The organism is Cryobacterium inferilacus (genome assembly GCF_019599185.1).
GTDB lineage: Bacteria > Actinomycetota > Actinomycetes > Actinomycetales > Microbacteriaceae > Cryobacterium > Cryobacterium inferilacus.
In genome coordinates this window covers 368,999-395,965 of the sequence record NZ_JAIEUL010000001.1, presented here as the reverse complement: position 1 = coordinate 395,965, position 26,967 = coordinate 368,999, and the positions used below count along the sequence as shown (strand labels likewise).

Annotated in this window: 26 protein-coding genes and 1 tRNA gene; 18 read left to right on the top strand and 9 right to left on the bottom strand. The window is 67.4% G+C overall.

Going from position 1 to position 26,967, the window contains the following annotated elements:
- The coding region (locus K2F54_RS01895; RefSeq protein ID WP_431193891.1) for a cupin domain-containing protein at positions 1-737 on the bottom strand (737 nt) is incomplete at its 3' end.
- Between the two features lie 361 nt (positions 738-1,098).
- Between K2F54_RS01895 and K2F54_RS01890 the strand changes: the two genes are divergently transcribed.
- Both K2F54_RS01890 and K2F54_RS01885 read left to right on the top strand, forming a co-directional pair.
- The gene (locus K2F54_RS01890; RefSeq protein WP_220604122.1) at positions 1,099-1,575 is read left to right on the top strand and encodes a GAF and ANTAR domain-containing protein; all 477 of its coding nucleotides are present in this window, start codon (positions 1,099-1,101) and stop codon (positions 1,573-1,575) included.
- A gap of 24 nt (positions 1,576-1,599) precedes the next feature.
- The gene (locus K2F54_RS01885; RefSeq protein WP_308287454.1) at positions 1,600-2,337 is read left to right on the top strand and encodes a GAF and ANTAR domain-containing protein; all 738 of its coding nucleotides are present in this window, start codon (positions 1,600-1,602) and stop codon (positions 2,335-2,337) included.
- Positions 2,338-2,746: 409 nt separating this feature from the next.
- On the opposite strand, the gene K2F54_RS01880 is transcribed toward K2F54_RS01885, so the two are convergent.
- Positions 2,747-3,403 (bottom strand): histidine phosphatase family protein, encoded by a 657-nt coding sequence (locus tag K2F54_RS01880; protein WP_308287453.1) that lies wholly within the window; start codon positions 3,401-3,403, stop codon positions 2,747-2,749.
- 261 nt (positions 3,404-3,664) lie between these two features.
- Here K2F54_RS01880 and K2F54_RS01875 point away from each other — a divergent pair, with 261 nt between their 5' ends.
- Together K2F54_RS01875 and K2F54_RS01870 are read left to right on the top strand one after the other, a co-directional pair.
- A complete protein-coding gene (locus K2F54_RS01875; RefSeq protein WP_220604120.1) occupies positions 3,665-5,083 on the top strand; it encodes a hemolysin family protein in 1,419 nt (472 codons plus the stop codon).
- Positions 5,080-6,114, top strand: coding sequence for a CNNM domain-containing protein (locus tag K2F54_RS01870; RefSeq protein WP_220604119.1), 1,035 nt, complete (start codon positions 5,080-5,082; stop codon positions 6,112-6,114). The genes K2F54_RS01875 and K2F54_RS01870 overlap by 4 nt, the downstream gene beginning before the upstream one ends.
- Positions 6,115-6,153: 39 nt before the next feature.
- Here the strand turns inward: K2F54_RS01870 and K2F54_RS01865 are convergent, their stop codons facing one another.
- Positions 6,154-7,428, bottom strand: a complete 1,275-nt coding sequence (locus K2F54_RS01865; RefSeq protein ID WP_220604118.1) for a hemolysin family protein — start codon at positions 7,426-7,428, stop codon at positions 6,154-6,156.
- A gap of 290 nt (positions 7,429-7,718) precedes the next feature.
- On the opposite strand from K2F54_RS01865, the gene K2F54_RS01860 reads away from it, so the two are divergent.
- A complete protein-coding gene (locus K2F54_RS01860; protein ID WP_220604117.1) occupies positions 7,719-9,065 on the top strand; it encodes a phosphoribosyltransferase in 1,347 nt (448 codons plus the stop codon).
- Complete coding sequence (locus tag K2F54_RS01855; RefSeq protein ID WP_220604116.1) at positions 9,065-9,733, top strand: phosphoribosyltransferase; 669 nt, start codon at positions 9,065-9,067, stop codon at positions 9,731-9,733. Before K2F54_RS01860 ends, K2F54_RS01855 begins: the two co-directional genes overlap by 1 nt.
- Before the next feature lie 2 nt (positions 9,734-9,735).
- Here the strand turns inward: K2F54_RS01855 and K2F54_RS01850 are convergent, their stop codons facing one another.
- The gene (locus K2F54_RS01850; RefSeq protein WP_220604115.1) at positions 9,736-10,113 is read right to left on the bottom strand and encodes a YciI family protein; all 378 of its coding nucleotides are present in this window, start codon (positions 10,111-10,113) and stop codon (positions 9,736-9,738) included.
- Positions 10,114-10,133: 20 nt separating this feature from the next.
- Positions 10,134-10,772, bottom strand: coding sequence for an MBL fold metallo-hydrolase (locus tag K2F54_RS01845; RefSeq protein ID WP_220604114.1), 639 nt, complete (start codon positions 10,770-10,772; stop codon positions 10,134-10,136).
- A gap of 175 nt (positions 10,773-10,947) precedes the next feature.
- Here K2F54_RS01845 and K2F54_RS01840 point away from each other — a divergent pair.
- A tRNA-Glu gene (locus tag K2F54_RS01840) sits at positions 10,948-11,020 on the top strand.
- Between the two features lie 79 nt (positions 11,021-11,099).
- Here the strand turns inward: K2F54_RS01840 and K2F54_RS01835 are convergent.
- Positions 11,100-11,393, bottom strand: coding sequence for a 2TM domain-containing protein (locus K2F54_RS01835; RefSeq protein ID WP_220604113.1), 294 nt, complete (start codon positions 11,391-11,393; stop codon positions 11,100-11,102).
- 207 nt (positions 11,394-11,600) lie between these two features.
- On the opposite strand from K2F54_RS01835, the gene K2F54_RS01830 reads away from it, so the two are divergent.
- A complete protein-coding gene (locus tag K2F54_RS01830) occupies positions 11,601-12,413 on the top strand; it encodes a PP2C family protein-serine/threonine phosphatase (protein ID WP_255576552.1) in 813 nt (270 codons plus the stop codon).
- Here the strand turns inward: K2F54_RS01830 and K2F54_RS01825 are convergent.
- On the bottom strand, positions 12,410-14,053 hold the full coding sequence (locus K2F54_RS01825) for an MFS transporter (RefSeq protein ID WP_220604112.1): 1,644 nt from the start codon (positions 14,051-14,053) through the stop codon (positions 12,410-12,412). The genes K2F54_RS01830 and K2F54_RS01825 overlap by 4 nt on opposite strands.
- A 234-nt stretch (positions 14,054-14,287) precedes the next feature.
- On the opposite strand from K2F54_RS01825, the gene leuC reads away from it, so the two are divergent.
- The 6 genes from leuC to K2F54_RS01795 all read left to right on the top strand — a co-directional run bounded on the left by leuC (position 14,288) and on the right by K2F54_RS01795 (position 20,762).
- Positions 14,288-15,760, top strand: coding sequence for a 3-isopropylmalate dehydratase large subunit (leuC, locus tag K2F54_RS01820; RefSeq protein WP_220604111.1), 1,473 nt, complete (start codon positions 14,288-14,290; stop codon positions 15,758-15,760).
- Between the two features lie 11 nt (positions 15,761-15,771).
- Positions 15,772-16,380, top strand: coding sequence for a 3-isopropylmalate dehydratase small subunit (gene leuD / locus K2F54_RS01815; RefSeq protein ID WP_220604110.1), 609 nt, complete (start codon positions 15,772-15,774; stop codon positions 16,378-16,380).
- Positions 16,381-16,463: 83 nt separating this feature from the next.
- Positions 16,464-17,792: a UDP-N-acetylglucosamine 1-carboxyvinyltransferase gene (gene murA, locus K2F54_RS01810; protein WP_220604159.1), complete on the top strand. Its 1,329-nt coding sequence runs from the start codon at positions 16,464-16,466 to the stop codon at positions 17,790-17,792.
- 7 nt (positions 17,793-17,799) lie between these two features.
- Positions 17,800-18,615 (top strand): lysophospholipid acyltransferase family protein, encoded by an 816-nt coding sequence (locus K2F54_RS01805; protein WP_308287451.1) that lies wholly within the window; start codon positions 17,800-17,802, stop codon positions 18,613-18,615.
- Positions 18,616-18,634: 19 nt separating this feature from the next.
- Positions 18,635-19,732 (top strand): NAD(P)H-dependent glycerol-3-phosphate dehydrogenase, encoded by a 1,098-nt coding sequence (locus K2F54_RS01800; RefSeq protein ID WP_308287450.1) that lies wholly within the window; start codon positions 18,635-18,637, stop codon positions 19,730-19,732.
- Positions 19,635-20,762, top strand: a complete 1,128-nt coding sequence (locus K2F54_RS01795; RefSeq protein WP_220604108.1) for a D-alanine--D-alanine ligase family protein — start codon at positions 19,635-19,637, stop codon at positions 20,760-20,762. The genes K2F54_RS01800 and K2F54_RS01795 overlap by 98 nt, the downstream gene beginning before the upstream one ends.
- Positions 20,763-20,773: 11 nt before the next feature.
- On the opposite strand, the gene K2F54_RS01790 is transcribed toward K2F54_RS01795, so the two are convergent.
- On the bottom strand, positions 20,774-21,328 hold the full coding sequence (locus K2F54_RS01790) for a DUF3515 family protein (RefSeq protein ID WP_220604107.1): 555 nt from the start codon (positions 21,326-21,328) through the stop codon (positions 20,774-20,776).
- A 24-nt stretch (positions 21,329-21,352) separates the two neighbouring features.
- Between K2F54_RS01790 and thiL the strand changes: the two genes are divergently transcribed.
- A complete protein-coding gene (gene thiL, locus K2F54_RS01785; RefSeq protein ID WP_220604106.1) occupies positions 21,353-22,363 on the top strand; it encodes a thiamine-phosphate kinase in 1,011 nt (336 codons plus the stop codon).
- A 21-nt stretch (positions 22,364-22,384) separates the two neighbouring features.
- Here the strand turns inward: thiL and rsmD are convergent, their stop codons facing one another.
- Positions 22,385-22,960, bottom strand: a complete 576-nt coding sequence (gene rsmD, locus K2F54_RS01780) for a 16S rRNA (guanine(966)-N(2))-methyltransferase RsmD (RefSeq protein ID WP_220604105.1) — start codon at positions 22,958-22,960, stop codon at positions 22,385-22,387.
- Between the two features lie 62 nt (positions 22,961-23,022).
- On the opposite strand from rsmD, the gene K2F54_RS01775 reads away from it, so the two are divergent.
- The 3 genes from K2F54_RS01775 (at position 23,023) to K2F54_RS01765 (ending at position 26,955) form a co-directional block, all read left to right on the top strand.
- On the top strand, positions 23,023-25,260 hold the full coding sequence (locus K2F54_RS01775) for an ATP-dependent DNA helicase RecG (protein WP_220604104.1): 2,238 nt from the start codon (positions 23,023-23,025) through the stop codon (positions 25,258-25,260).
- A gap of 106 nt (positions 25,261-25,366) precedes the next feature.
- Entirely contained in the window at positions 25,367-25,855 is a 489-nt protein-coding gene (coaD, locus tag K2F54_RS01770) for a pantetheine-phosphate adenylyltransferase (protein WP_220604103.1), read from the top strand.
- A complete protein-coding gene (locus K2F54_RS01765) occupies positions 25,852-26,955 on the top strand; it encodes an AAA family ATPase (protein WP_220604102.1) in 1,104 nt (367 codons plus the stop codon). The genes coaD and K2F54_RS01765 overlap by 4 nt, the downstream gene beginning before the upstream one ends.
- Positions 26,956-26,967 lie beyond the last annotated feature (12 nt).

Below are 26,967 nucleotides of genomic sequence, written 5' to 3'. Positions count from 1 at the left end.
CTCGTCTTTGTACTCAGGGGTGAAGTCCCGACGTGATCTTGCCATAGTGAACATTCTCTCTTGTGAGGTGTCCACTCCACGGGGTCAGGGCCAGGGCTCGTGAGCGCAGCCAAGTAGTTGTGCGGTTGAGCGAACAACAGGCTGTGCATCAGAACCTGCTCCAGTCGTAGTACTGTCAGCGGGTGAGCGAGCGGTCCGCCGTCCTGGTCCGACGCCTCGTCGATCATCCGTATGGCGTGCATGAGCATTCGTGCCGCGGGTGTCGTGAGATCGAGTTCTGCGCTGAAATCGAGCGGGCGGACAACATTCTCGCCCAGCAGGTTCTCTACTTCGAGTTGCAACACCTCGCGAGGGATCATCAGCGATACTTGCGAGAATCGTTCCCCGGAATCGATGTCTACCGGTCGCCCCGGCATGAAGATCCCGGCCGTGTCCGGCGTTCCGTATACCGGTGAGCCCAAGTCCGTGCGCATCGTCGCGCGGCCGTCCGTGGGAATGTCAATGTGAAAATTCTCGGCCTCAGCCGTCGCGATGCGCACGGGATCACGAAACCGCATGTACCCGCAGGTTATCTGCCCCACGGTCAGGGCGTTGAGTTGCATGTCGAAGTTCGACGTTCGTGCCGAAGGGAAGTCGACAGGCAAGAAGACCGCGCTGAGCGCCTGCCGTGCGTGGTCGACATCTTGACTTGATGCGATACGACGGCTCCCGAACATTTCGCCCGTCTCGGATCGCATCTAGCGAGTCTAAACCGCGGAACCGAGCGCACGGACGGATCCCGTGCGCATATCGAACCCTTGTCCGCGCTCAGCGGATATCGGGCGCGTCCGGCCGGCGAATATTGGAACGGTCGAGTTGTCCCCGCCCGACGACGTGCCGTGGCCCTTCGAGATGGAGGGCCCCAGCGCCGTCTGACGGAGGCGCAGCATGTCCACATTGGGGGACTTCCCGAAAGGTGCCAGCAATCAGTTCCCACGGATACACCCAGCATGCCGAAGTTTTCGTCAAACTCGGTGCGCTGTACATGGATCTCCTTCCCATCTCGGGCGCCGCGATCTCGGTATTTGACCAGAGCCGGCGGACCTCGGGGAAGGACCGTTGTTCGACGCCTTCGCCAGTTCATCGGCGGTGTCCGTGCCCGACCTGTCCGACTCCCAACGCTGGCCCGCGTTCAATCGAAGCGCCGCAGAGCTTGGCGTCGGAGCCATCTTCGTGTTCCCGCTCATGCTTGGAGCCGCCTGCACCGGCGGCGTGACGTGCTACCGCACTACCCCCGGTCCACTCGATGACGATGCCATCGAGGTCGGTGCGGCTCTCAGCCACGCCATCGCCAGCCCCGCATCACTGCAAGCCATCGTTCTCGCCCAAGACGAACCACTCGACGACCACACCTCACTCGAGTTGCGCCGTGAGGTGTACCAGGCCACAGGAATGGTGCTCTGGCAACTAAATTTGACCGCAACCGATGCTTTCTCCCGAATCCGGGCTTACGCATTTTCCAGCGGAAGCACGGTTCAGGAGATCGCTCACGACGTCGTCAGTAGACGCCTGAATTTCGCAGAACTGCCTGAGTAGGCGGACATGAACGATAGGAAACACGTGGCGGATATTACCCGTGAAGCGCAGATCAACGATGCCTTTGTCCTGGTAGCCGGCACACTCATCGATAGCTACGACGTCGTGGACCTGCTGTCCACACTCGTTGAAACGTGCACCCGTCTTCTCGACGTCCAGGCTGGTGGCATTCTTCTTGCGGACAGCATCGGCAACCTCGAGCTGGTCGCTTCGACCAGCGAAGAGGCGGAAACGGTCGAAATCATGATCCTGGCCGCCGGGTCCGGACCGTGCATCGAGAGTTACACAACCGGCACTGTCGTGAGCGTTCCCAGCATCGACGACACCGCGCAGCGCTGGCCGCGGTTCCGACAGACGGCTCTGGAATTAGGGTTCCGCGCAGCCCACGCGACGCCTCTGCGGCTCCACGGTCACGTGGTCGGCGCCATGAACCTCATGAGCACGGAGACCGGCCCCCTCAGCGACCGCGACGCTCAACTGGCCCAGGCGCTTGCGGACGTCGCCACGATCGGGATCGTTCACGAGCGCACTTTCCGCCAGCCCGGCCAGATTGCTGCGCAGCTCTATCTCGCGCTAGACACTCGAGTGTTGATCGAGCAGGCAAAGGGAGTGTTGGCACAGCACCTGGATGGCACTATGACTCAAGCATTTGCCGCCCTCCGCGACTACGCCCGCATTATGGATGTCAGTCTCCGAGCGACAGCCGAAGGAATCCTCAATCGCAGCATTCCGATCGAATCGATAGCGCTCCCGACCAGCTGACAACGGATGCGGCGACCTTAGTGTCGGCCGCGAAGGACGAAGTGGACGCTGCTCGGATCACCGTTCACGGGCACAAGGACTCGCCCAGTCGCCTGCACGTTCACGACCGGACTGCGGCTCTAGAGGTGACACTGTCAATTGCCGCGCTCGAGTTGCGCAGGGAGGCCACGACGTGCGCACCGATGCGGCGGCCCCACCTCCTGTACGTGCGAGAAGTGAGCCCTTGGCGGCATCCAAGTGGATCATTGGCGTGTTGAACTGGCCGCAGATTCGGCTGGTCTCCATGTTCATCAAGCCGCAGCTCATCATGCGAGACAGCACCGGCCCGGCCCCCGCCTGAGCCCTCGGTGATGTCGAGCGCGCCCGTGTTCAGGGAGAACCCAAGTCCGGTGGCTGGTTCTCGACTGAGTCAGGACTCTGAGGGCACCAGGGGCAGTTCGAGTCCGTAGTTCCACGACATGATCGCGGGCTGCTCTCGGTAGAAGCTCAATACCGACACCGATCCGGCATCCAGGGTTATTTGAGCCGCGAATCGCGGGGCCATTCGCAGGTACACGGCCGTCAGGATGCGCAAGAAGTGGCCGTGCGCGACCAGGGCGACATCCCCCTCCGCCATGGCGGGCAGCACGCGGGTGAGCACACGCGACGCGCGCGCAGCGACTTCCTCCACCGTCTCACCCGGGGTCTGCCCCCGAATCACGCCGTGCGTGAACGTGCTCCAGTTGTGCCCGAGCTCGGCCCGAATGTCGCGCGTCGTGCGTCCCTCGTATCCGCCGTAGTCCCATTCGACGAGCAGCGGATCGACCTGGGCGTCAAGGCCCGCCAGCTCAGCGGTCCGCCGCGCGCGCTGCAGCGGCGAGGTCAGAACGAGCGAGAAGTCGTAGCCGGCGACCAACTTCCCGGCACCGCGGGCAAGGTCCTCACCTCTGGCGGTGAGCGGGATGTCCGTGAGCCCGGTGTGTTTGCCGTCTCTGGACCACTCCGTCTCGCCGTGACGCAGGAGAATCAGCCTCCCCGACGGGTTGTCCGGAGTGGGGGAGTCTGGCAGGGGATCGTTGGTGAGCACACCAAAAGAGTAGCCCCGAATTCACGCTGGGGACGTCCTAGCGGTACCGCAATGGCGTTGTGTGGCGGTGACGCAAACATCCGGCTGCTACCCAGGTACTGCCCAGTAAAATTTGAGGACTATCAACTTGGACACACCTCGAAAGGCGTTGACCGCAACTGTGGGCTTACCAGCCATGGTCCTTGGGACCATTGACCGGCCATGCACGACTTCAGCACGAACGCGAGAGTTTCGATCGCACCGTGACGAGGTGACGTTCCAGTGATCGAAACCCTGCTCCTCTTACTCCTGGGCATCGTGATCACCCTGGTGATCATCGCGGCCAACGGCTACTTCGTCGCCCAGGAATTCGCCTACATGTCCGTGGACCGCAACCGCCTCGGTGCGTGGGCCGCAGCCGGGGATGCCGCCGCGGTGCGCGCCCTGGCGGTGACCAAGCGCACCTCGTTCATGCTCTCCGGCGCGCAACTGGGCATCACCGTCACCGGCCTGCTCGTCGGGTTCGTCGCGCAGCCGCTGATCGGTGAATCCCTCGGCTCCCTGTTCGGTGGAGTCGGCGTGTCGACGGCCGTGAGCGTGACGCTGGGCACCGTCATCGCCCTGGTTCTCGCGACGGTCGTGCAGATGATCTTCGGTGAGCTGTATCCCAAGAACCTGGCCATCGCGAACCCCGAACCCCTCGCTCGCGGCCTGGCCCGGTCGACCACGATCTACCTGGCGCTGTTCGGCTGGCTGATCGCCGTCTTCGATTTCGCGGCCAATGCGTTGCTGCGCCTACTGCGAATCGAGCCGGTGCACGACGTCGACTCCAGCGCCACGGCACAGGACCTCGAGCGCATCGTCTCGGACTCCCGCGACAGCGGCGACCTGCCCGCGGAGCTGTCCCTCATGCTCGATCGCATTCTCGAGTTCCCCGAGCAAGATGTCGAGCACGCCATGATTCCGCGGTCCCTCGTCGCCACGGTGCGTCCGGACACCACGATCGGTGAGGTGCGTGAGCTGATGGCCCGTGCGCACACCCGCTACCCCGTCGTCGACGACGAGAGCCAGCCGTTGGGCGTCGTGCAACTCGCCGACGTGCTCGGTTCCACCATGCCAGCGGATGCCCCGGTGACAGAACTCATGCAACCGGCGGTCGTGCTGTCCACGCTGACCAAACTGCCGGATGCCCTCGCCGAGATCACCCGCGCCCGCAACGAACTGGCCTGCGTGATCGACGAGTACGGCGGATTCGCCGGAGTGCTCACCCTCGAGGACCTCGCGGAAGAGATCGTCGGCGAGATCACCGATGAACACGACCAGACCTCTGCTCCGTCCGTCGACGCCGACGGCGACTCCGTCTGGCTCATGAGCGGGGACGTCCACGTCGATGAAATGCACCGGGCGATCGGCTATGAGTTGCCCGAGGGTGACTTCGAGACCGTCGCCGGCCTCATCATCGCCGAGCGCGGGGGGCTTCCCGTCGCCGGGGAGACCGTGCACGTTGCGCTGCCAGACGACCCGGCCGATCTGGTGCGGGACGACGAGGTGCACCGCTCGCTCGAGATCGAGATCCTCACCATCGAACGCCACGTCCCGCACGACGTGCGCGTGACGCTCATCGAGACCTTCGGCGACGACGAGGAGTCCGATGCCGACTCCGAACCGGGCGCAGACGAGACAAAAGAGGTGGACCGATGAGTGAGGGTCTGGTCGTGGCCATCGCCACCGTCATCCTGATCGCGCTCAGCGCGTTCTTCGTGATCATCGAGTTCGCCCTGTTGGGTGCCCGACGTCACCGCCTCGAGGCGACCGCCGCGACGGACCGCTCCGCCCGGGCCGCCCTCAAGGGCGTCAACGAGTTGACCCTGATGCTCGCCGGTGCTCAGCTGGGCATCACGGCGTGCACCTTCGCGCTCGGCGCGGTCACCAAGCCCGCACTCGACTACTGGCTCGGACCGATCTTCTCGGCCTGGGGAATGCCGGAGTGGGCCGCCGGCGTGCTCGCCTTCTCGCTGTCGCTACTCATCGTCACCTTCCTGCACCTCGTGGTCGGTGAGATGGCACCGAAGTCCTGGGCGATCGCCCACCCCGAGACCGCGGCGAAGGTGATCGGTATCCCGTCCCGCATCTTCATCTGGCCGTTCCGTCCGCTCCTGAACTGGATCAACAGCATCGCCAACAAGCTGGTGGCCGCGTCCGGCGTTGTTCCGGTGGAAAGCGCCGCCGTCGGCGGGCAGAACGCCGAAACCATCCGGCACCTGGTCGAACTGTCGGCCCGCACCGGAAAGCTCGACAGCTCCTTCCAGGAGCAGCTCCAAGGCGCGATCGAACTGGAGACGCTACGCCTCGATGAGCTCGTCAACACCAGGGCCACCCCCACCGTCGTTCCCCGTGATGTGACCGTGGCGGATGTGCAGCGGGCCGCCGCCCAGTCCGGCCACATGCGCATCCTGGTCGGTGACCCAGCCTCCGGCATCCCCGGTGTGGTGCATGTGCGGGACACCCTGCTGGACGCCCTCGATTCTCCGGCGGCTCCGTTCGTGCGGGCGGCCCTGACGATGGCGGGGGAGACCCCGGTCTACGAGGTGCTCGCCCGGATGCGCGCGACCAGCCAGCAACTCGTCCTGGTGGTCGACGACGGCAGGTTCCGCGGAGTCGTCACGCTGTCCGACGTGCTCCCGCGCCTGCTGCCGCGCTCCGACGTTACCGTCACCGCTGCGGTCAGCTGATCGGCGTCGTATCGCCGGTGTCGTCGCCGTGCTCGAGTCTCATTCGGAGATGACCTCGATCTCGGTGACACGCAGCCCCTCAATGGTTGCCACTCTGAGCCGGTGCCGGCCCACCGGCACGATGTCGTCCGGGCGTGGCAGGCGCCCCAACCGGGCGGTCACGTAGCCGGCTGCGGTGTCGTATGGGCCGTCGTCGAGTTCAACGCCGGTGAGTTCCGTGAAATCCTCGATATTCAAGCCGGTATCGACGATTTGGCTGCCGTCGGAGCCGACGATTCGAGGTTCGGCTTCCGGTGGGTCGTATTCGTCCCGGATCTCGCCGACAAGTTCCTCCACAAGGTCCTCCAGGGTGACGATGCCGTCAGTTCCGCCGTGTTCGTCGATGACAACAGCAATATGCACGCCTGCCCGGCGCAACTGGGTCATGGCAGGCAAGATCCGATTCGTGCCCGGAAAGTAGAGGATCGGTCGGCAGAGTTCTGCGACGGGGGTAGAGACATCGGTTGGACCAAGCAGATCCCGCACGTGCACGAAGCCGAGGATATCGTCCATCGAACGCCCGATGACCGGATACCGGGTGTACGGCATCGCCCGCACCTCCACGGCTGCCTCGCAAACAAGCTGGCTGCCGGTGAGGAACGTGACGTCCGCGCGATGACGCATCACCTCACCCACGGTGCGTTCGGTCACCGTGAGGACCTCGCTCAGGATGCGGCGCTCCTCAGCTTCCAAACCCGGGTGAGCGCGCAGCAGGTCGCGGAGTTCCTCGTCTGACATCGCTTCGCTTTTCAGATGCGGGTCGCCTCCCAGTATCCGCACAACAGCGTTCGTGGATACCGACAACAGCCAGATCGCTGGCCGCATCACCGCCGCGAACACCAGCAGCGGGGGAGCCAGAACCAGCGACACCCCGGCCGCTCGTTGCAACGCGAGCCGCTTCGGCACCAGCTCGCCCAGCACCAGGGACAGGTAGGCGATCATCAGCGTCATCCCGATCACGGCGACAGCGCCGGCGACCTCGGCGGCCAGGCCGATCCCTTCAAGCAGCGGCACGAGCGTCGGAGCGAGCGTGGACGCCCCGTAGGCGGCAGAGAGAAAGCCTGTGACAGTGACACCGATTTGTACCGCCGCGAGGAACGTATTCGGATCACGAGCGAGCGACGCCACTTTCGCTCCGCGGCTGCCTCGGGTGTGCAGTCGGTGCAACTGGCTTTCGCGCAGGGACACCAGCGCTATCTCGGTCGCCGCAAAAACACCCCCGATAAGCACGAACAGCAATACGAGTCCGGCATTGACCCAGGTGCTCGATTCCACGGAAGGGCACCCCCGTCAGCGACCGCGTCGATGCGAAGGTGTGACGCGGCGGCAACTTCGAGAGTCATCCACGGGTCCATTTACGATCTCGCGCGGGGGATCTGGGAAAGTAATTCAGCGCGGAGTGATCGGGCCCAGGTGCTCTTGGCCACATCCGTGAGGCCGTCGCGTACCTGGACGAACACTCTGCGCCGATGCCGACCGAAGGGATGGTCTCGGTCTTCACACACTGACGGCGGCCTCTGGTCGCGCGCCTAGCGGCATGCGCGCTGCGGGACGATCATGGCCGGGTGGTGCTCTTCACGGATCGCGTCGACGCCGGCCGGCAATTGGCTGCGCAGCTGCTGTACCTGCGCGAGCAGGATGTTGTGGTGCTCGGTATCCCGCGCGGGGGAGTGCCCGTGGCGTTCGAAGTCGCCGCGGCCCTCGGCGCCCCGCTGGACGTGATCGTGGTGCGCAAGCTCGGTGTGCCGTTCCAGCCCGAGTTCGCGATGGGTGCCATCGGTGAGGGCGGCGAGGAACTCCTTGACGAGTCCGTCGTGGCGCTGACCGGGGTGACCGACGCCGAAGTGAGCACGGTCGAGGCCCGGGAGCGCGCCCACCTGAACGCGCGGGTCGAACGATTGCGGCCTGGACGTGACCGGCTCTCGCTGGACGGGCGCACCGTCGTCATCGTTGATGACGGCGTGGCCACCGGGGCGACCGCACGGGTGGCCTGTGATGTGGCGCGCCGGTTCGGCGCTGAAACGGTGATCCTCGCGGTGCCGGTGATCGCCGCCTCCACCCTGGCCGAGATGACCGGGGCCGACGACATCGTCTACCTGGCCGCTCCCGAGACGTTCTGGGCGGTCGGCCAGTTCTACACCGACTTCTCCGCCACCACCGATGACGAGGTCGCCCGGCTGCTCGACACCGCGGACCGGCGGCTGACAGGCGACGAAGCGGCCACCGCACCGCCCGCCGGGCCTGGGTCGGCTGCCGACGCTGATGTCGAGGTGGAGATCAGCGTCGACGACGTGACCCTGCACGGCCATCTGCACCTGCCGCCGGCCCCGACCGGGGTGGTGCTCTTCGCGCACGGCAGCGGCAGCAGCCGGCACAGCCCGCGCAACCGATACGTGGCCGATGTGCTGTACCGGGCCGGGCTGGGCACGCTGCTCTTCGACCTGCTCACCCCTCGGGAAGAGGCGGACCGCGCGAACGTGTTCGACATCGAGCTGCTAGGCGCCCGGCTGACGGCCGTCACACGCTGGCTGGCGGCCCGGCCCGACGCCGCCGGATGCCGCATCGGGTACTTCGGTGCCAGCACCGGAGCGGCCGCGGCGCTGTGGGCGGCGGGTGACCCAGCCGCGCACATCGCCGCGATCGTCTCCCGCGGGGGCCGGCCGGACCTGGCCGGGGAGAGGCTGCCCCGAGTGGCGGCCCCCACCCTCCTCATCGTCGGCGGTGCCGACTTGGCCGTGCTGGAGCTCAACCGCGACGCGCAGAGAGTGCTTCGCTGCGAGAACCGGCTGGCCGTCGTACCCGGCGCCACCCATCTGTTCGAGGAACCCGGCACGCTGGGCGCGGCCGCCGACCTTGCCGCGGACTGGTTGGCGTATTACCTGCTGCCCCGCGACACCCCTCCGGTGTCGTGATGGAGCTCTTCACCGACCGAGTGGATGCCGGCCGACGGTTGGCGGGCATCCTGGGCCAATTCAGGGAGCAGGATGTCGTCGTGCTCGGCCTGCCACGCGGGGGAGTGCCGGTGGCCGCCGAGGTCGCTCAGGCCCTGCAGGCCCCGCTGGACCTGATCATCGTGCGGAAGCTCGGTCTGCCGTTCGACCCCGAAGTGGCGATGGGGGCGATCGGTGAGGAGGGGGTGCGCGTGCTCAACCCGCGCGTGCTGGCGCTCGCCGAGGTCACCGAGGCGCAGATCTCGGCGGTGGAGCGCCGGGAACGGGCGGTGCTGGATGCCCGCGTCGCCGAGTGGCGCGGCCACCGCGCACGCCTGGACCTGACCGGTCGCACCGCACTGATCGTGGACGACGGGGTCGCCACCGGGTCCACCGCCCGCGCCGCCTGCCGGGTGGCCAGACTTCTGGGTGCGAAACGGGTGGTCCTGGCCGTTCCGGTGATCGCGGCCCGCGCCGAGACCGAACTGACGCAGCCGGCCGGTGAAACGGCCGACGAGGTCATCGCCGTTGCCGCGCCGTTCGGCTTCGCGGCGGTGGGGCAGTACTACCGCCAATTCGACGCCGCGGATGACGCCGAGGTCGCCAGGCTGCTCGCCAGAGGACCGGCGCCGGCCGCGGACACGGACTGATCTCAGTTCGCGCCGCGCCACCGGCCGTCGTGGAACGCCGACGCGGACGGGCGAACCTCGACGACCCCGTACAGCGCAGCCGGGCACTTCTCGGCCCAGTCCAGGGCCGCGGCCCGAGTGGGCACGTCGATCACGAAACAACCGGAGAGTCCCTCGACGGCATCGATGAACGGACCCTGACGCACCTCCCGGCTGCCGCCGCGGAGCGTCACCGTGGTGGACTCAGCCGCGGGCCGGTAGAGGTCGGCCGCCACCAGTGCACCGGACTCCTGCAGCGAAGCCGCGTACGCGTCGAACAGTTCCCGGAACGGCGGGAGTTCTTCCTCAGAGATGTCCCCCTCCCTGGTCTCCGCCTTGATGATCAGCAGCGAGAAACGCATGAGGACTCCTTCGATAGGCGTTACAGGTCGAGCGACTCGTGCGGTTCGAGCGGGAAGAACGTGCCGCCGCCCTGCTCCGTGGCGGCCTTGATGCGCGAGTTCGCCAGGTCCTTGCCGCCGCGGGAGAGCCCCATTTCGTGGGTGGGGAAGCTGCGCTGCGGCTTGACCTCGAGCACGTAGTCGATGACCTCACCGATCTTGAGCCACGGTGCACCGGCCGGAACGGCCAGGGTCTTCACCGCAAGACCCTCCGGCACCGTGAACGCGTCTCCGGGGTAGAACAGCTCCTCGTTGACGAGCACTCCCACGTTGTCGATCACCGGGATCGACGAGTGGATCACGGCATGCTTCTCACCGAAGAACCGCAGTGTGAACGGCCCTGCCGTCACGGTGTCGCCCTCCGCGACGACCGTGACGTCGATGTCACCGGCGGCGGCGGCCACCCCGGCCGGCCCGTAGATCGGCACGCCCGGGTTCATCGAGATGACTCGGCCCAACTGCTCGGGGGTCCAGTGGTCGGGGTGCTCGTGGGTGATCACGATCGCGGCGGCATTGGCGGTCTCGGTCAGCGCTGTCGTGAACGACCCGGGGTCGATGAACAGTTTCTGCCCCGAGGCTTCAAGGACGAGTGCGGCGTGCTCCAGTTTGGTCAACTTCATGCTCTGAGCTAATACCCAAACCCCACCCCGGGCAACGCGCGACACGCGCATCCTCTGCTCACCGGGCGTCGAACCGGCCGGGCGGATGTGGAATCGACCGGGGCGACGCGCGCAAACGAACTCTCGATTTGAACTGAGTATCAAGCCTGTGGCATACTCGTGAAGTTGCAAAAACGGCCCCATCGTTTAGCGGCCTAGGACACCGCCCTCTCACGGCGGTAACACCGGTTCGAATCCGGTTGGGGTCACATTCGCCCGGTTCTCCCTCACAGAGGGGGAGCCGGGTTTTTTTGTGCCGTCTGGCCTGTGGGCTATTCCGCGTCGCCGCTATTTCGTGTCGCTGCGCGGGGCGGACCGGGTGATCTTGGCCACTTCTTCGTCGATGGCCTCCTCGGTGATGATCCCGCGGTTCGGGCCGAAGGCATCCAGACCGATGAAGAAGGCGGCGATGCCCATGCCGCCGATCGGCCAGATCGGCCAGAAGTACCCGCCGGGGTCGGTCAGCAGCCACACCGCGGTGACGATCAGCGAGACGCCCAGCCAGACACCGCAGTAGTTCCAGAAGTCCCGGCGGGCCTTGAGCCTCTTCCGGGCAAGGGTGCGGAGCTCGTCGTTGTTCATACAGCGAGGGTATCGCCGCAGCGCGGTCTTAACCATCCCCTGACCGGTGCACGGCAGCACCGGCATCCGCGCGTCGAATCCGGTCAAATCAGCGGGCCGACCGGCGAATAAACACGGCGGGGCCGCTGTACGAAACGACCCGGGTGATTGGTACGGTGGAACCTCCACTTCCCCCGGTGCGGGCCGGAAGCGCTTGCGGATGTGAGCATGGACGGGACTCCTGGAGTGCAGATGGCGGTGAACGGCGAGAGTGTGATCGCCCTGGGAAACGCCGAGTTGCGCGTGCGCTTCGGCGCGAGCAGCGATGTCGGTCGGGTGCGCAAGGTCAACGAGGATAGTTTCCTGGCCCGCACGCCGGCCTTTTTCGTCGCAGACGGTATGGGCGGTCACGCCCACGGTGACGCGGCCAGTCAGACCGTCAGCCGGGTCTTCACCGCCCACATCGAGGAGAACCTGCCCTCGACTCCCGAGCGGATCCTCGACGCGATCCACTCCTCCAATGACGCCGTCCGCGAGCTCAGCTCCACGGAGGACTTCGGCACCGCCATCTCCGGGACCACCCTGGCCGGTGTCGCCGTTGTCGACGCCGGCGACGACATCGGCTTCCACTGGATGGCCTACAACGTCGGGGACTCGCGCATCTACACCTGGGACGGCGCCCTGCTGCACCAGCTCAGCGTCGACCACTCCGCCGTGCAGGAAATGGTGGAGGCCGGCCTGATCTCCGCCGCGGATATCGACAAGCACCCTGGGCGCAACGTCATCACCCGGGCCATCGGAGCCGACGAGTTCGTCGACGCCGACGTCTGGATGCTGCCGGCCGCCGGCCCGCAGACCTTCCTGATCTGCTCCGACGGCCTCACCAAGGAACTCTCCGACGCCGACCTGGCCGGTCTGCTCGCCGGACGCGGCGCCGACGGTGACCTGGGCGCGGTGGCGGACACCCTGGTCGAGGCCGCCCTGGCCCACGGCGGCCGGGACAACGTCACGGTCGTCATCGTCGAATCGACGCTCGCCTAGGCATCCGCATCCTCGGCCGGACGCTGTGACAGCGGCGGCGTGCGCGGCAGGCGCAGCGCCGCAGCGAGGCCGAGCAGCCCGGCGAAGGCGAGCCCGGCATAGACCACGGTGAGCGAGGTCTGCCTGGCCTGGGCGTTGATATCGAGAACCGCGGCCTGCTGGTCGTCGGTCAGTTGCTCGGTGGCGTCACTGAGTTGGGCGTCGCTCACGATCTGCGCCTTCTCGGTCACCGCGGTGTCCAACTGCGACTGCTCTGACTGCGTGAACGCCGGGCTCTCGTCGATGAGGCTGGTGGCCGTGATCACGAACACGGAGAGAATGAGCGCGCCGGCCAGGGAGGTGCCCAGGGACGCGCCGATGTTCTGCGAGGTGTTGATCACACCGGAGGTCTCGTTGGACCGTTTCGGCTCGACCGACGACATGATCAGGTTCTGGTTCTGGGAGGCGATGGTGCCCACGCCGAACCCGATCAGGGCGAGGCCCACAATGAACTCCGCGCCGCTGGTGGCGTCCCTCGCGAGCAGCCCCATCGCCAGGGCGCCGAGGATGGTGATGCCGAATCCGGCGAGGATGACCGACCGGGGGGCGAAGCGTCGACTGAACAGCCGCCCGCTGATCGCGGCAGACAGCAGCACCGCCAACGACAGCGGGAGCACCGTGACGCCGCTCTGGATCGCGGAATAGCCCAACTCCATCTGCACGTACAGCGAGAGCGCGAAAATAGCCCCGGTGAGCAGCAGGTACTGCAGGAGCTGCACCGAACTGCCCGCGGACACCGCCCGGATGCTGAACAGCCTCAGGTCGAGGAGGGTGTCACGGTGGCGCCGGTAACGGTGACGTTCCACCAGGATGAAGCCGATCAGCACCAGCAGGCCGATGCACACGAGGATCACGGTGGGGGACACCTGCCCGGCCGCCAGCAGCACCTGACCGTTCACGGTGACGTCGGTGCGGGCGGTGAACAGGCCGTATGCCGACGCCAGCACGATGCCGAGCACGACCAGGATGAGCCCGGCCGCGCTGAGCAGGAACCCGGCCCAGTCGAAGCGGGGCTTCCGGCCCACGACGGGGGCATCGGCGATGATCTTGAGCTGACTGAAGATGAACAGCGCCACCAGCAGTTCGCTGGCGAACGCCAGCCGCCACGACAGGTAGGTGGTGAACAGCCCGCCGATGATCGGGCCGATCCCGGCGGCGATGCCGGCGATGGCCGCGAAACCGGCATAGGCCTGGGCTCTGGCGGGGCCGGCCGCGAAGTTCGACACGATCAGCGACATCATGGCTGGCAGCATCACGGCGGCGCCCAGGCCCTCGAGAATGGACCAGCCCAACATGAAGAAGGCCAGCGACGGGGAGACGGCCGTGAGGGTGGTGCCGACCGAATAGATGGTCAGGCCGATCACGAATGCGCGCTTGCGGCCGATGATGTCGCCCACCTTCGCGCCGGCGATCATGAACGCGGCCATCACCAGGGTGTAGAGCGTGATGGCGTTCTGGATGCCGGTGACCGTGGTGTCGAAGTCCGCCACGAGGGTGGAGATCGATACGTTCATAAACGTGGAATCCACCACGATGATGAACTGCGCGAGCAGGATCACCACCAAGACCCTGCCCGTGGTTGTGGGAGCCGTCGTCGTCATGCGCACACCATAGGACCATCCGTCTCCCGCGGCCAAGCCACCCGCGAACCGTGATCCTCGCCCCGGCGGCCCCGAATTTTCAGGGCCCAGCGCGACGCTCGCGAAGTGTTAGCCTGTGGTGTGCTGTTTAGTCGACTTCTTCTTCTTTGCCGCGACGAGTCTCGTTTCTAACAGGCCCACTCGTCGCGGAGTTCGTCGTTGGCTGACCACCGTTCCCGAGGAAGACGCACACACATGACTAACGCAATCAACGCGGACATCCGCCCGCGCACCCTGGCCGAGAAGGTCTGGGACAAGCACCTGGTAGCCAAGGGTGAGGACGGCACGCCTGACCTCATCTACATCGACCTGCACCTCGTGCACGAGGTCACCAGCCCGCAGGCCTTCGACGGTCTGCGCCTGGCCGGGCGCCCGGTTCGCCGCCCCGACCTCACGATCGCGACCGAGGATCACAACACGCCCACCCTGGCGATCGACCGGCCCATCGCCGACCTCACCAGCCGCACCCAGATCGAGACGCTGCGCCGCAACTGCGCCGAGTTCGGCATCCGCCTGCACTCGCTCGGCGACATCGAACAGGGCATCGTGCACGTCGTCGGCCCCCAGCTGGGTCTGACCCAGCCGGGCATCACCGTCGTCTGCGGCGACTCGCACACCTCCACCCACGGGGCCTTCGGCGCCATGGCGCTGGGCATCGGCACCAGCGAGGTGGAGCACGTCATGGCCACCCAGACACTGCCGCTGAAGCCGTTCAAGACCATGGCCATCACCGTCGAGGGCACCCTGCGCCCCGGCGTCACGGCCAAGGACATCATCCTCGCCGTGATCGCCAAGATCGGCACCGGCGGCGGTCAGGGCTACGTGCTCGAATACCGCGGCAGCGCCATCCGCGCCCTCTCCATGGAGGGCCGGATGACCATCTGCAACATGTCGATCGAGGCCGGCGCCCGCGCCGGAATGGTCGCGCCGGACGCCACCACCTACGCCTACCTCAAGGGCCGCGCCCACGCGCCCGCCGGCGAGGACTGGGACGCCGCCGTCGAATATTGGGACACCCTGGCCACCGACGAGGGCGCCACCTTCGACGCCGAGGTGATCCTCGACGCCGACACGCTCGAACCCTTCGTGACCTGGGGAACCAACCCCGGTCAGGGCGTCTCGCTCAGCGACACCGTGCCCAACCCGGCCGAGATCGACGACGCCAACGAGCGCAGCGCCGCCGAACGCGCCCTGGAATACATGGACCTGGCCGCCGGCACCGCCATGAAGGACATCCACGTCGACACCGTGTTCCTCGGCTCCTGCACCAACAGCCGGGTCGAAGACCTGCGCGCGGCCGCCGAGATCATCAAGGGCAAGACCATCGCCGACGGCGTGCGGATGCTCGTCGTACCCGGATCCGCCCGCGTGCGCATCGAAGCCGAAGCGGAGGGGCTGGATAAGGTCTTCCTCGCCTTCGGCGCTGAATGGCGTTTCGCCGGCTGCTCGATGTGCCTGGGCATGAACCCGGATCAGCTCGCCCCAGGGGAGCGTTGCGCCTCCACCAGCAACCGCAACTTCGAGGGCAGGCAGGGCAAGGGCGGACGCACCCACCTGGTCTCCCCGCTGGTGGCCGCGGCCACCGCCATCCGCGGCACCCTGTCGAGTCCCTGGGACCTCGTGCAGGACGGCATCGTGCCGGCCGATCTGATCACCGAGACCCTGTAGGAGCGCCAGACATGCAAAAATTCACCACCGTCACCGGCGTTGCCGTGCCGATGCGTCGCTCCAATGTGGACACCGACCAGATCATCCCCGCCGTGTTCCTCAAGCGGGTCACCAAGACCGGATTCGAGGATGCCCTCTTCTACGGCTGGCGGCAGGATCCTGAGTTCATTCTCAACCAACCGGCCTATCAGAACCCCAAAGTGCTGGTAGTCGGCGCCGACTTCGGTACCGGTTCCTCCCGCGAACACGCCGTCTGGGCCCTGCGCGATTTCGGCTTCGACGTGGTGCTGAGCCCCCGGTTCGGCGACATTTTCCGCGGCAACTCCGGCAAGCAGGGACTGCTGGCCGGCCAGATCAGCGAGGAGGACGCCGAGACCCTCTGGGGAATTCTCGAGGCGGAGCCCGGAATAGAACTGACCGTGGATCTGGTTGCCTCTACTGCCAGTGTCGGTGACCTCACAGTCTCATTCGAGGTCGACGAATACACTAGATGGCGACTGCTGGAAGGGCTTGACGATATCGGCCTCACCCTGCGCGATGAAGCGCGAATCGCAGAATTCGAATCCCACAGGGAGCCCTGGCGCCCCCGCACTCTCCCCGCAAGGCAGGTAAATTTGTGATCATCGTCGGCGACAAAAATCAGGTCCGTGAGAACGTTCAAGCCACCTCGGAGCGCGGAAACGCGCAGAGCCACGGAGCCAATGTGGGCCTGGTCGGAGACAAGATCACCATCCGCGGCGGACGCCCGCTGATCGGACGCATCGAGGTCAAGGGTGCCAAGAACCTGGTCACCAAGGCCATGGTTGCCGCGCTGCTCGGTGAGACCCCGAGCATCCTGCGCGACGTGCCCAACATCAGCGACGTGCGCATCGTGCGCGGCCTGCTCGAGGCTCACGGCGTCAAGGTCAGCGAGGGCGACGAGCCCGGCAGCCTGCGCCTGGACCCGGTGGACGTGGAGAGCGCGCACTACGCCGACATCGACGCGCACGCCGGCTCCTCCCGCATCCCGATCCTGTTCTGCGGCCCGCTGCTGCACCGTCTGGGCGAGGCCTTCATTCCCGACCTCGGTGGCTGCCGCATCGGCGACCGCCCGATCGACTACCACCTCGAAGTGCTGCGCCTGTTCGGTGCCGTCGTCGAAAAGCAGCCCAACGGCATCCGCATGTCGGCGCCGAACGGTCTCAAGGGCACCAAGGTGGAGCTGCCGTACCCGAGCGTCGGCGCCACAGAGCAGGTTCTGCTCACCGCCGTGCGTGCAGAGGGCATCACCGAGCTGAAGAACGCGGCCATCGAGCCGGAGATCATGGATCTCATCAACATCCTGCAGAAGATGGGCGCCATCATCACGGTCGATACCGACCGGGTGATCCGCATCGAGGGTGTCGACAGCTTGCAGGGCTACCAGCACCGCGCACTGTTCGACCGCAACGAGGCCGCCAGCTGGGCCGCGGCCGCTCTGGCCACCGACGGCGACATCTTCGTCGGCGGAGCCAAGCAGGCCGAGATGCTCACCTTCCTCAACGTCTTCCGCAAGGTCGGCGGCGCGTTCGACATCGCCGACGACGGCATCCGTTTCTACCACCCGGGCGGCGACCTCAAGCCCGTCATCATTGAGACGGATGTTCACCCCGGCTTCATGACCGACTGGCAGCAGCCGCTCGTGATCGCGCTCACCCACGCCCACGGCGTGTCGATCGTGCACGAGACCGTCTACGAGCAGCGCTTCGGCTTCGTCGACGCCCTGGTCGAGATGGGTGCCACCATCCAGATCCACCGCGAGTGCCTCGGCGGGCACCCGTGCCGGTTCGGCCAGCGCAACTTCAACCACTCCGCCGTCATCGCCGGCCCCACCAAGCTCGTGGGCGCCGACATCGAGGTTCCCGACCTGCGCGGTGGCTTCAGCCACCTCATCGCGGCGCTCACCGCCGAGGGCACCTCCACCGTCAGCAACGTGGGAATCATCAGCCGCGGATACGAGAACTTCATCACCAAGCTGCGTTTGTTGGGGGCTGACTTCGATCTCGAAGGATAATGGCACCGTGCCAGATTCCAACGTGCCAGACTCCACCGTGCCTGATTCCTCCTCCCCGTCACCGGTGACGGGCAACCGAAAGGTTCGCTCTGAGAAGAGCCGGCCGTCGATCTTCTGGCTGTTGGCGGTGATCGTGGTGCCGTTCATGAACCTGGTGGCGCGGTATCGCATCACCGACGGTCACAAGATGCCCCGGCAGGGGGCGTTCGTGTTCGCGCCCAATCACTACAGCGAGATCGACCCGATCGTGATGGGCATGGTGAGCTGGAAGCTCGGCCGCCTGCCCCGGTTCCTGGCCAAGGCGTCGCTGTTCAAGCTGCCCGTCGCCGGCTGGCTGCTGGTGAAGTCCGGCCAGATCCCGGTGCAGCGCGGCGGTTCGGTGCGTGGCAGTGAGCCGGTCAAAGCCGCCCGCAAGCTGGTGGAGCGCGGCCAGATCGTGGTGGTGTACCCGGAAGGGTCCCTCACCCGCGACCCCGAGCTGTGGCCGATGCGCGGCAAGACCGGTGCCGTGCGCATCGCGCTGGAGCAGGGCATCCCGATCGTGCCCGCCGCCCACTGGGGTACCCAGCAGATCATGCCGCGGTACTCGAAGAAGCTGCACCTCTTTCCCCGCAAGACCATCCTGGTGAAGATCGGTGACCCGATCGACCTGGCCGAGTTCCGCGATCGTACGCTGAACACCGCCACGCTGAACGAAGCGACCGCCGTGGTGATGGATGCCATCACCGCACTGCTCGAGGACCTCCGCAACGAGACCGCACCGGTCACGCGCTGGAATCCTTCCGAGCACGATCAGAAAGAGACCGGCCGTTTTGAAGCCTAAAGTCCTGCCAGGAACCCGGGTGGCTGTTCTCGGCGCGGGAAGCTGGGGCACCACCTTCGCCAAGATCCTCACCGACGGGGGAGCCGACGTCGTGCTCTGGGCCAGGCGCCCAGAACTGGCGCGGGAGATCACCGAGGGCCGGCGCAACAGCGACTACCTGCCCGGCATCAACCTGCCCGTCGGTCTCCGCGCCACCTCCCGCCTCGACCTGGCGTTGGCGGGCGCCGAACAGGTCTTCGTCTCGGTGCCGAGCCAGTCCCTGCGCGAGAACCTGATCCAGGCCGAGCCGTTCCTGGCACCCGAGGCGATCATCGTGTCGCTCATGAAGGGCGTCGAACGCGCATCAGGGCTTCGCATGAGCGAGGTCATCGAGCAGGTTCTGCCGATCGACCCCGCCCGCATCGCCGCCATCTCCGGGCCCAACCTCGCCCTCGAGATCGCCAAGGAGCAGCCGACCGCTGCGGTGGTGTCCTCGTCCAGCCTGGAGACCGCGCACGCCGTGGCCCTGCTGGCGACCACGAAGTACTTCCGCTCGTACGTGAACACCGACGTCATCGGCACCGAGTTCGGCGGCGTGCTCAAGAACCTCATCGCCGTGGCCATCGGCATCGTCGACGGTGTCGGTTACGGCGAGAACACCAAGGCATCCATCATCACCCGCGGGCTGGTGGAGATGACCGACTTCGCCGTGGCATATGGCGCCCAGCCGGAGACCCTCGCGGGTCTCGCGGGCCTCGGTGACCTCATCGCCACCTGCCAGTCGCCGCTCTCCCGCAACAACACCGCCGGCCGCCTGCTCGGCCAGGGCTACAGCTACAACGACGTCATCGCCCAGATGCAGCAGACCACAGAAGGCCTCGCCTCTGTGGGCCCTGTCCTGGAGCTGGCCGGCGCCAAGGGCGTCGACATGCCCATCGTCGAACAGGTGCGCCAGGTGCTGGCCGGTACGCTGAAGCCGCGGGATATTGCGCCCCACCTCACGACTGACTCCGGCGCACCGCAGGGTGAAAGGACCATTGATGACGGACAAACTCACGGTAGCGCTGCTGTTTGGGGGGCGTTCAAGCGAACATTCGATCAGCTGCGCCACGGCGGGCGGAGTTCTAGCCGCAATTGACCGCGAGCGGTACACGGTCATCCCGGTCGGGATCACCAGGGACGGCGCCTTCGTTCTCGAAGACGACGACCCGGCCAAGTTCGCGCTGTCCAGCGCTGCCCTCCCCGAGGTCATCGACAACGGTTCCCGGGTGCTCTGGCCCGATAGCGCCGCGAGCCGTGAACTCACCGTCGTCGACGCCTCAGGGCGCCGCAGCCTCGGCACCGTCGACCTGGTCTTCCCGATCCTGCACGGCCCGTACGGCGAAGACGGCACCGTGCAGGGCATGCTCGAGCTCATCGACCTGCCCTTCGTCGGCTCCGGCGTGCTCGCCTCCGCCATCGGCATGGACAAGCACTTCACCAAGACCGTGCTGCAGCAGGCGTCCCTGGCGGTAGCGCCCTGGCGCACCATCACGGCGGATGACTGGGCGGATGCCCCCGGCATGGCCTACGCCGCTCTGGAGGAGCTGGGCCTGCCCGCCTTCGTCAAGCCCGCCCGCGCCGGCTCGAGCGTGGGCGTGAGCAGGGTCAGCAGCTCCGACCAGCTCGCCGAGGCCATGACCGTGGCCCTGGCCGAGGACGACAAGGTGCTCATCGAGGCCGGCCTGGTGGGCCGCGAACTCGAGGTGGCCGTGCTGCAGGGCCGCCCGGGGGAGCCCGCGCACGCATCCGTCGCCGGTGAGGTGGTCGTGACCGGCCGTGACTTCTACGACTTCGCCGCCAAGTACCTCGACGCCGCCGGGATCGACCTGGTCTGCCCGGCGAACCTCGACGCAGCCGACCTGGCCGAGATGCAGCGCATCGCGGTGCGCGCTTTCGAGTCGATCGATGCCGGCGGCCTGGCCAGGGTGGATTTCTTTCTCACCGAGACCGGCTGGGTGATCAACGAGATCAACACCATGCCAGGCTTCACCCCCATCTCGATGTTCCCGAGCTGCTGGCTGGCCAGCGGGTACACCTACCCGCAGTTGATCGACGAACTCATCGAGGTGGCGCTGGCCCGCGCGGCGCACCGTCGTCGCCGCACCTCCGCGGTCGTCGCCGACTAGCGCGGCCGGGGTCAGGGCGCCGGGGTCTCCGAGGGGAGCTCCACGTCGTTCGCTCCGACGCACTGCGAGGTGGCGGGCACGTAGGCCACCGCGTCGGCCAGATCCACCAGGGTGGTCGATCCGCTGACCAGCTCCGAGTCGATGTAGACCTCGGTGGCGGGGTCCCGGCCGTAGGTCGTGTACCGGTACCTCGGCGCCTCGGAGTCGTCTTCGATCCAGTCGACGCCGTTGATGTTGACACAGGGCAGGGTGGTGGGCCCCGGTACGGTGACGCCGCAGGTGAGTAGCACGGCGGCCGGGTCGCCCCAGGCGCCGGTGGCCTGAGCGTTGGTCTCACGTTCCGGCTGATCGGCGACCGTGGTGGGCAGGTGCACGATGATGTTGGCGCAGTCGGGGTTCACGGCGTCCGCGGCCGGCTGCATGGGTACCGCTGCGGCGCATCCGGCGAGCGCGACGGCCACGACGCTGAGTAGCACCGCGGTGGCGGCCCGGCCGGTGCGGCGTGCTGGGCGGCGTGCGGTGCGGTGTGCGCCGTCGGTGTGCGGGGGTGTGAACGGGGGAGTCATCACATTCAGGTTACCGTTTGACGTATGACGAATGCTGCGGCCGCGACCCCCGTGCCGACCGAGAAGACCCTGGCCGACCTGACCGAGGGTGAGGTTCTCGCCCAGATCTTCCCCCGGCTGCCGCAGGCGGATACCGAACTGGTCGGCCCCGGCGACGACGCCGCCGTGCTCTCCGTCACCGACGGCCGGTTCGTGGTCACCTGCGACATGATGATCCAGGGCCCGGATTTCCGCCTGGCCTGGTCCACACCGCACGACCTGGGCTGGAAGGCCGCCGCCACCAACCTCTCCGACGTTGCCGCCATGGGCGCCAGGCCGACCGCCCTCGTCGTGGCCATCGCTGCACCGCCGTCGACGCCGATCTCGGTGATCCTCGGCATCGCCGACGGCCTCCGCGACGGCTGTGCGGCGCTGGCTCCCGGATGCGGCGTGGTTGGTGGCGACCTGTCGGCCTCCGACGCGCTCACCCTGTCGATCACCGCCTTCGGTGACCTGGAGGGGCGCTCTCCGGTGCTGCGCTCCGGCGCGGCAGCGGGTGACATCGTCGCGCACGCCGGGCGACTCGGCGACGCCGGCATCGGCCTCGGCCTGCTGTTTCGGCTGGGCGTGGACGAGCACGGCGTGCCCAGCCGGGAACTCGCCGACACCCTCAAGGCCAGCCGGCCGGAGGTCGTGGCGGCGCAGCTGGCCCCTGTACCGCCCATCCACCTGGGCGCCGTCGCCGCCCTGGCCGGCGCCAGCGCCATGCTCGACGTCTCCGACGGCCTGGCGATCGACGCCGGCCGGCTCGCCAGAGCCAGCGGTGTGGGCATCGACTTCGAGTCCGCGACGCTGGGCGCACAGCCTGAGCTCGCCCTCAACGGTGGCGAGGACCACGGGCTGCTCGCGACCTTCCCGCCCGACGCGCCGCTGCCGGAGGGTTTCCGGCGGCTGGGTCTGGTCACCGACCAGGCCGGTACGGTCCTGGTGGACGGCCGGCCGCACACCCAGGGCGGCTGGGACCCCTACCGCGGCTGGGACGGCGCCGTCCTCTGACGGCGCCCCCTCTGGCGGCGTCTAGGAGGGGCTGGCGACCGCGGCGTACCAGAGGGTGGTGTCGCCATAGTTCTTCCGGCGTTCCAGCTCGAGGCCCGGACCCCAGACGGGTTCGGGGGAGCGCGACGACCGCTCCACCACGACCAGGGCATCCCGGTCGAGCAGCGGCACGAGTGCGGCGAGGTTCGCGGCCAGTTCCGTGTCGGCGAGGTCGTACGGCGGGTCGAGGAACACCAGGTCGAAGCCGTCCGGGGTAGCAGCGAGAAACGACGACACGGCCTGGCTCGACACCGAGATGGCGAGCTGGGCGCCCTTCGGGGCGGCCTTCTGCACGGCCGCCGCGTTCTTGCGGCAGGCCTGGCTGGCCGCGAAGCCGTTCTCCACCAGGGTGACCACCCTGGCGCCCCTGCTGGCGGCCTCCAGGCCGAGTGCGCCGGAACCGGCGTAGAGGTCGAGCACCCGGTAGCCGCGTACGGCATCGCGCGCGTCGAGCGCGGAGAACATCGCCTCGCGGACCTGGTCGCTGGTGGGCCTGGTGCCCTTGGCCGGCACGGTGAGAGTGAGGGAGCCGGCGAACCCGGCGACAATTCGCGTCATTTGCCTACGAGCCTAGCCTCCGTGCGGCTGCCTCTGTCGGTGGGGACGTTTAGCATCGGAGTATGACCGGTTCGGATGCCGCCGCCACCCCGCGCGATCCCTTCGACGACCCCGCTCCGCTGACCCTGGACTCCCCGTTGCGTGTCGTGCTCCCCGCCGGGCCCGCCACCGTGCTGGCCAAGGCCTTCGGCATGGCCACGGTGGGCGACCTGCTCAGCCACTACCCGCGCCGGTACGCCCGGCGCGGCGAACTCACCACCCTGGCCGAGCTGCCCCTCGACGAATCCGTCACCGTGCTGGCCGAAGTGATCTCGGTGACCGTGCAGGACTACGGTCGGGCGCAGCCGGGCAAGAAGGCGCTGCACCGCACCAAGGTGGTGATCTCCGACGGTCACGGCATGCTTCCGCTCACCTTCTTCAACAAGCCCTGGCTGGTCAAGACGCTGCGCCCTGGCATGCGCGGCATGTTCTCCGGCAAGGTCACGGTCTTCAACAAGGCCCGCCAGCTCGCCCAGCCCGACTATCAGATCGTGCCAGGCAGCGACGACCCGATGGATGCCACGATCTCGCCGGCGGATGCGGCCCAGGCCCGGCTGTGGGGCCAGCGACCCATCCCGATCTACCCGGCCACTGCGGCCATGACCAGCTGGCAGATCGCCAAGATCATCGTGGACGTGCTCGGGCAGCTCGGCCCCGTCGACGACCCGATCCCTGAGCAGATGCGCCTGGAACGGTCCCTGCTCGGGCACCGCGACGCACTCACCCTCATCCACCGCCCCGTCACCGACGAGGAATGGAACGCGGCCAGGACGACGCTGCGGTTTACCGAGGCCTTTGTGCTGCAGTGCGTGCTCGTGCAACAGCACACCGAGCACCGGGCCCTGCGCACCAAGGTGCGACTGCCGGTACCCGGTGGATACCTGGAGCGCTTCGACGCCGCTCTGCCCTTCGCCCTCACCGTGGACCAGGAGCTCACCGGCGCGGAGATCGGCCGGGACATGGGCCTGACCGCGCCGATGAACCGGCTCGTGCAGGGCGAGGTCGGGTCGGGCAAGACCGTGGTGGCGTTGCGCGCCATGCTCGCGGTGGCGGATTCCGGCGGCCAGGCGGCCTTGCTCGCCCCCACCGAGGTGCTCGCCGGTCAGCACCTGCGCTCGATTACCCGCATTCTCGGGCCCGACCTCGCGGCCGAACTGATGCCGACCCTGCTCACCGGCCAGTTGCCCGCCGCCGCGAAGCGGAAAGCCCTGCTGCGCACGGTGTCCGGTCAGGCCCGCATCGTCATCGGCACCCACGCGCTGCTCAGCGACACCGTGCAGTTCTTCGACCTCGGCCTCGTCGTCATCGACGAACAGCACCGCTTCGGCGTCGACCAGCGCGAGGCGCTCCGGCTCAAGGCCGAGCTGCCGCCGCACGTGCTCGTGCTCACCGCCACACCCATTCCCCGCACCATCGCCATGACCGTCTTCGGCGACCTCGACGTCAGCACCATCGCCATCCTCCCGGCCGGCCGGCCGGGCATCGAGAGCTTCGTCGTGCCGCTCGACGAGAAACCGGCCTGGGTGATGCGGGTGTGGCAACGCGTGTCGGAGGAGCTCGCGCTGGGCCGGCAGTGCTTCATCGTGTGCCCGGCGATCGCGCCGAAGAAAATCGAGCAGGGCGAGGAGATCGACTTCGATGCCACACCGATGACCAATGTGGAGGAGCTCCTCGCCAACCTTCGGAGGCATCCGCTGCTCACGTCGGTTCGCATCGAACCCCTGCACGGCGCCATGAGCGCCGACGAGAAGGATGCCACCATGCAGGCGTTCGCCGCCGGTGACATCCAGGTGCTCGTGGCCACCACGGTCATCGAGGTGGGGGTGGATGTGCCCAACGCGTCCGCCATGGTGGTGATGGACGCCGACCGTTTCGGGGTGTCCCAACTGCACCAGCTGCGCGGCCGGGTCGGCCGTGGCGGGGTGCCCGGCCTGTGCCTGCTCCTGACGACAGCTCCGATCGGCACGCCGGCGCGAGAGCGGATCGAGGCCGTGGCCAAGACGCTGGACGGGTTCGAACTGGCGCAGGTGGACCTCGAACAACGGCAGGAGGGCGATGTGCTCGGACGGTTCCAGTCCGGCGGTCAATCGTCGTTGCGGCTGCTGCGGGTGGCGACCGATGGCGACATCATCTCGGATGCCCGCACGGCCGCGCGCGAGCTGATCGGCGGCGACCCGGAGATCCGCACCATGCCCGCGCTCCGGGAAGCGGTACGGCGACGCCTCGACGACACCGCCAGGGCGGCGTTGTCCAAGGGGTGACCCGTCTGGGGGGCACTGAGCGCTCTCCCTGGCAAAGGCCTCGACGTCCGACCGATCCGCAACGCTCGGGCAGCGCTGGCCACGGCCTGGCGCTAGGGTGAACCGTATGCGCAGGATCGCCGTCGTACCTGGTTCCTTCGACCCCGTCACACTGGGGCATCTCGACGTGATCCAACGAGCGGCCGGACTGTTCGACGAGCTGCACGTGCTGGTGGTGCACAACCCGAACAAGTCGGCGCTGCTGCCCATCACCCAGCGAGTGTCCCTCATCGAGCGCGCTATCGCCGAAGGCGGACTGCCGAGCAACATCGTTGTCAGTTCCTGGAGCGTGGGGCTGCTCGTCGACTACTGCATCGATGTGGGGGCGAGCGTGCTCGTCAAGGGCATCCGTTCGCAGATCGACGTCGCCTACGAAACCCCGATGGCCATCGTCAACCGCAACCTCGCCGAGGTGGAGACGATCTTCATGCTCCCCGATCCCGCCCACGCGCACGTGTCGAGCTCGCTGGTGCGGCAGGTCGCCGCCCTGGGCGGGGACATCGCCCCGTACGTGCCGCCCGCGGTGGCCGCATTCCTGAATCGACCGCTCGCATGAACACCTTCCAGGGGAAGCTCGGCACCGGCACCGACCTGACGAGCGGTGCGGCGTCGACGGGAACCACCTCGGTGCGGGAGAGCGTGTCCGACCGGCACCCGGAGCACGCCGAGGGGGACACCATCGTCTCCCTCGACGATGTGCAGCGCGCCGCACTGGCGATCATGCGGAACGTCGAATCCGTCATCGACGGCAAGCACTCCGCCGTGCAGATCGCGTTGACGGTATTGCTGGCCGAGGGGCACCTGCTCATCGAAGATGTTCCGGGGGTGGGCAAGACCATGCTCGCCAAGGCCCTGGCCAAGTCGGTGGATTCCAGCGTCAGTCGCATCCAGTTCACCCCCGACCTCTTGCCGTCGGACGTGACCGGAGTATCGGTCTACAACCAGGCCGAGCGCCGATTCGAATTCAAGCCAGGACCCATTTTCGCCAACATCGTGATCGGCGATGAGATCAACCGCGCCAGCCCCAAGACCCAGTCCGCGCTGCTGGAGTGCATGGAAGAGCGCCAGGTCACCGTGGACGGCCACAGCTACCGGCTCGATCGGCCGTTCACGGTCGTGGCCACCCAGAACCCGATCGAGATGGAGGGCACCTACGCCCTGCCGGAGGCGCAGCGGGACCGGTTCATGGCGCGGATCTCGATGGGTTATCCGGATTCCCAGTCCGAGCTGGCGATGCTCGACTCCCGCGACCTGACCAGCCCGCTGGTACAGATCGACCCCGTCGTCACCGCCGCCCAATTACGCGGCATGATGACCGCCGCCCGCGGGGTGTACGCGTCCGGCGCCGTCAAGGAGTACGCCGTCGCCGTGGTGCGGGCCACCAGGGAAGACCGCGACCTGCGGCTGGGAGCAAGCCCACGCGCCACCCTGCAGCTGATCAGGGCGGCCAAGGCGCAGGCTGCCCTGCACGGCCGGGAGTACGTCCTCCCCGACGACATCGACGCCCTCGCGGTCGCCGTCCTCGGGCACCGGCTCGTGCCGACCACCCGGGCACTAGGGCACCGATCCCAGGACAGCGCGCTGCTCATCGAAGAGACGGTGCGGCGCATCCTGGCGGCCACGCCGGTGCCGACGGGCGTGCAGGGCCGGCTGTAGGGCCGTGAGCGG

Coding starts and splice junctions, on each gene's coding strand:
- K2F54_RS01870 (WP_220604119.1), top strand. CDS start 5,080: ATGAGTGAGGGTCTGGTCGTGGCCATCGCCACCGTCATCCTGATCGCG.
- K2F54_RS01855 (WP_220604116.1), top strand. CDS start 9,065: ATGGAGCTCTTCACCGACCGAGTGGATGCCGGCCGACGGTTGGCGGGC.
- K2F54_RS01850 (WP_220604115.1), bottom strand. CDS start 10,113: ATGCGTTTCTCGCTGCTGATCATCAAGGCGGAGACCAGGGAGGGGGAC.
- K2F54_RS01845 (WP_220604114.1), bottom strand. CDS start 10,772: ATGAAGTTGACCAAACTGGAGCACGCCGCACTCGTCCTTGAAGCCTCG.
- K2F54_RS01835 (WP_220604113.1), bottom strand. CDS start 11,393: ATGAACAACGACGAGCTCCGCACCCTTGCCCGGAAGAGGCTCAAGGCC.
- K2F54_RS01830 (WP_255576552.1), top strand. CDS start 11,601: ATGGACGGGACTCCTGGAGTGCAGATGGCGGTGAACGGCGAGAGTGTG.
- K2F54_RS01825 (WP_220604112.1), bottom strand. CDS start 14,053: ATGACGACGACGGCTCCCACAACCACGGGCAGGGTCTTGGTGGTGATC.
- leuC (WP_220604111.1), top strand. CDS start 14,288: ATGACTAACGCAATCAACGCGGACATCCGCCCGCGCACCCTGGCCGAG.
- leuD (WP_220604110.1), top strand. CDS start 15,772: ATGCAAAAATTCACCACCGTCACCGGCGTTGCCGTGCCGATGCGTCGC.
- K2F54_RS01795 (WP_220604108.1), top strand. CDS start 19,635: ATGACGGACAAACTCACGGTAGCGCTGCTGTTTGGGGGGCGTTCAAGC.
- K2F54_RS01790 (WP_220604107.1), bottom strand. CDS start 21,328: ATGACTCCCCCGTTCACACCCCCGCACACCGACGGCGCACACCGCACC.
- thiL (WP_220604106.1), top strand. CDS start 21,353: ATGACGAATGCTGCGGCCGCGACCCCCGTGCCGACCGAGAAGACCCTG.
- rsmD (WP_220604105.1), bottom strand. CDS start 22,960: ATGACGCGAATTGTCGCCGGGTTCGCCGGCTCCCTCACTCTCACCGTG.
- K2F54_RS01775 (WP_220604104.1), top strand. CDS start 23,023: ATGACCGGTTCGGATGCCGCCGCCACCCCGCGCGATCCCTTCGACGAC.
- coaD (WP_220604103.1), top strand. CDS start 25,367: ATGCGCAGGATCGCCGTCGTACCTGGTTCCTTCGACCCCGTCACACTG.
- K2F54_RS01765 (WP_220604102.1), top strand. CDS start 25,852: ATGAACACCTTCCAGGGGAAGCTCGGCACCGGCACCGACCTGACGAGC.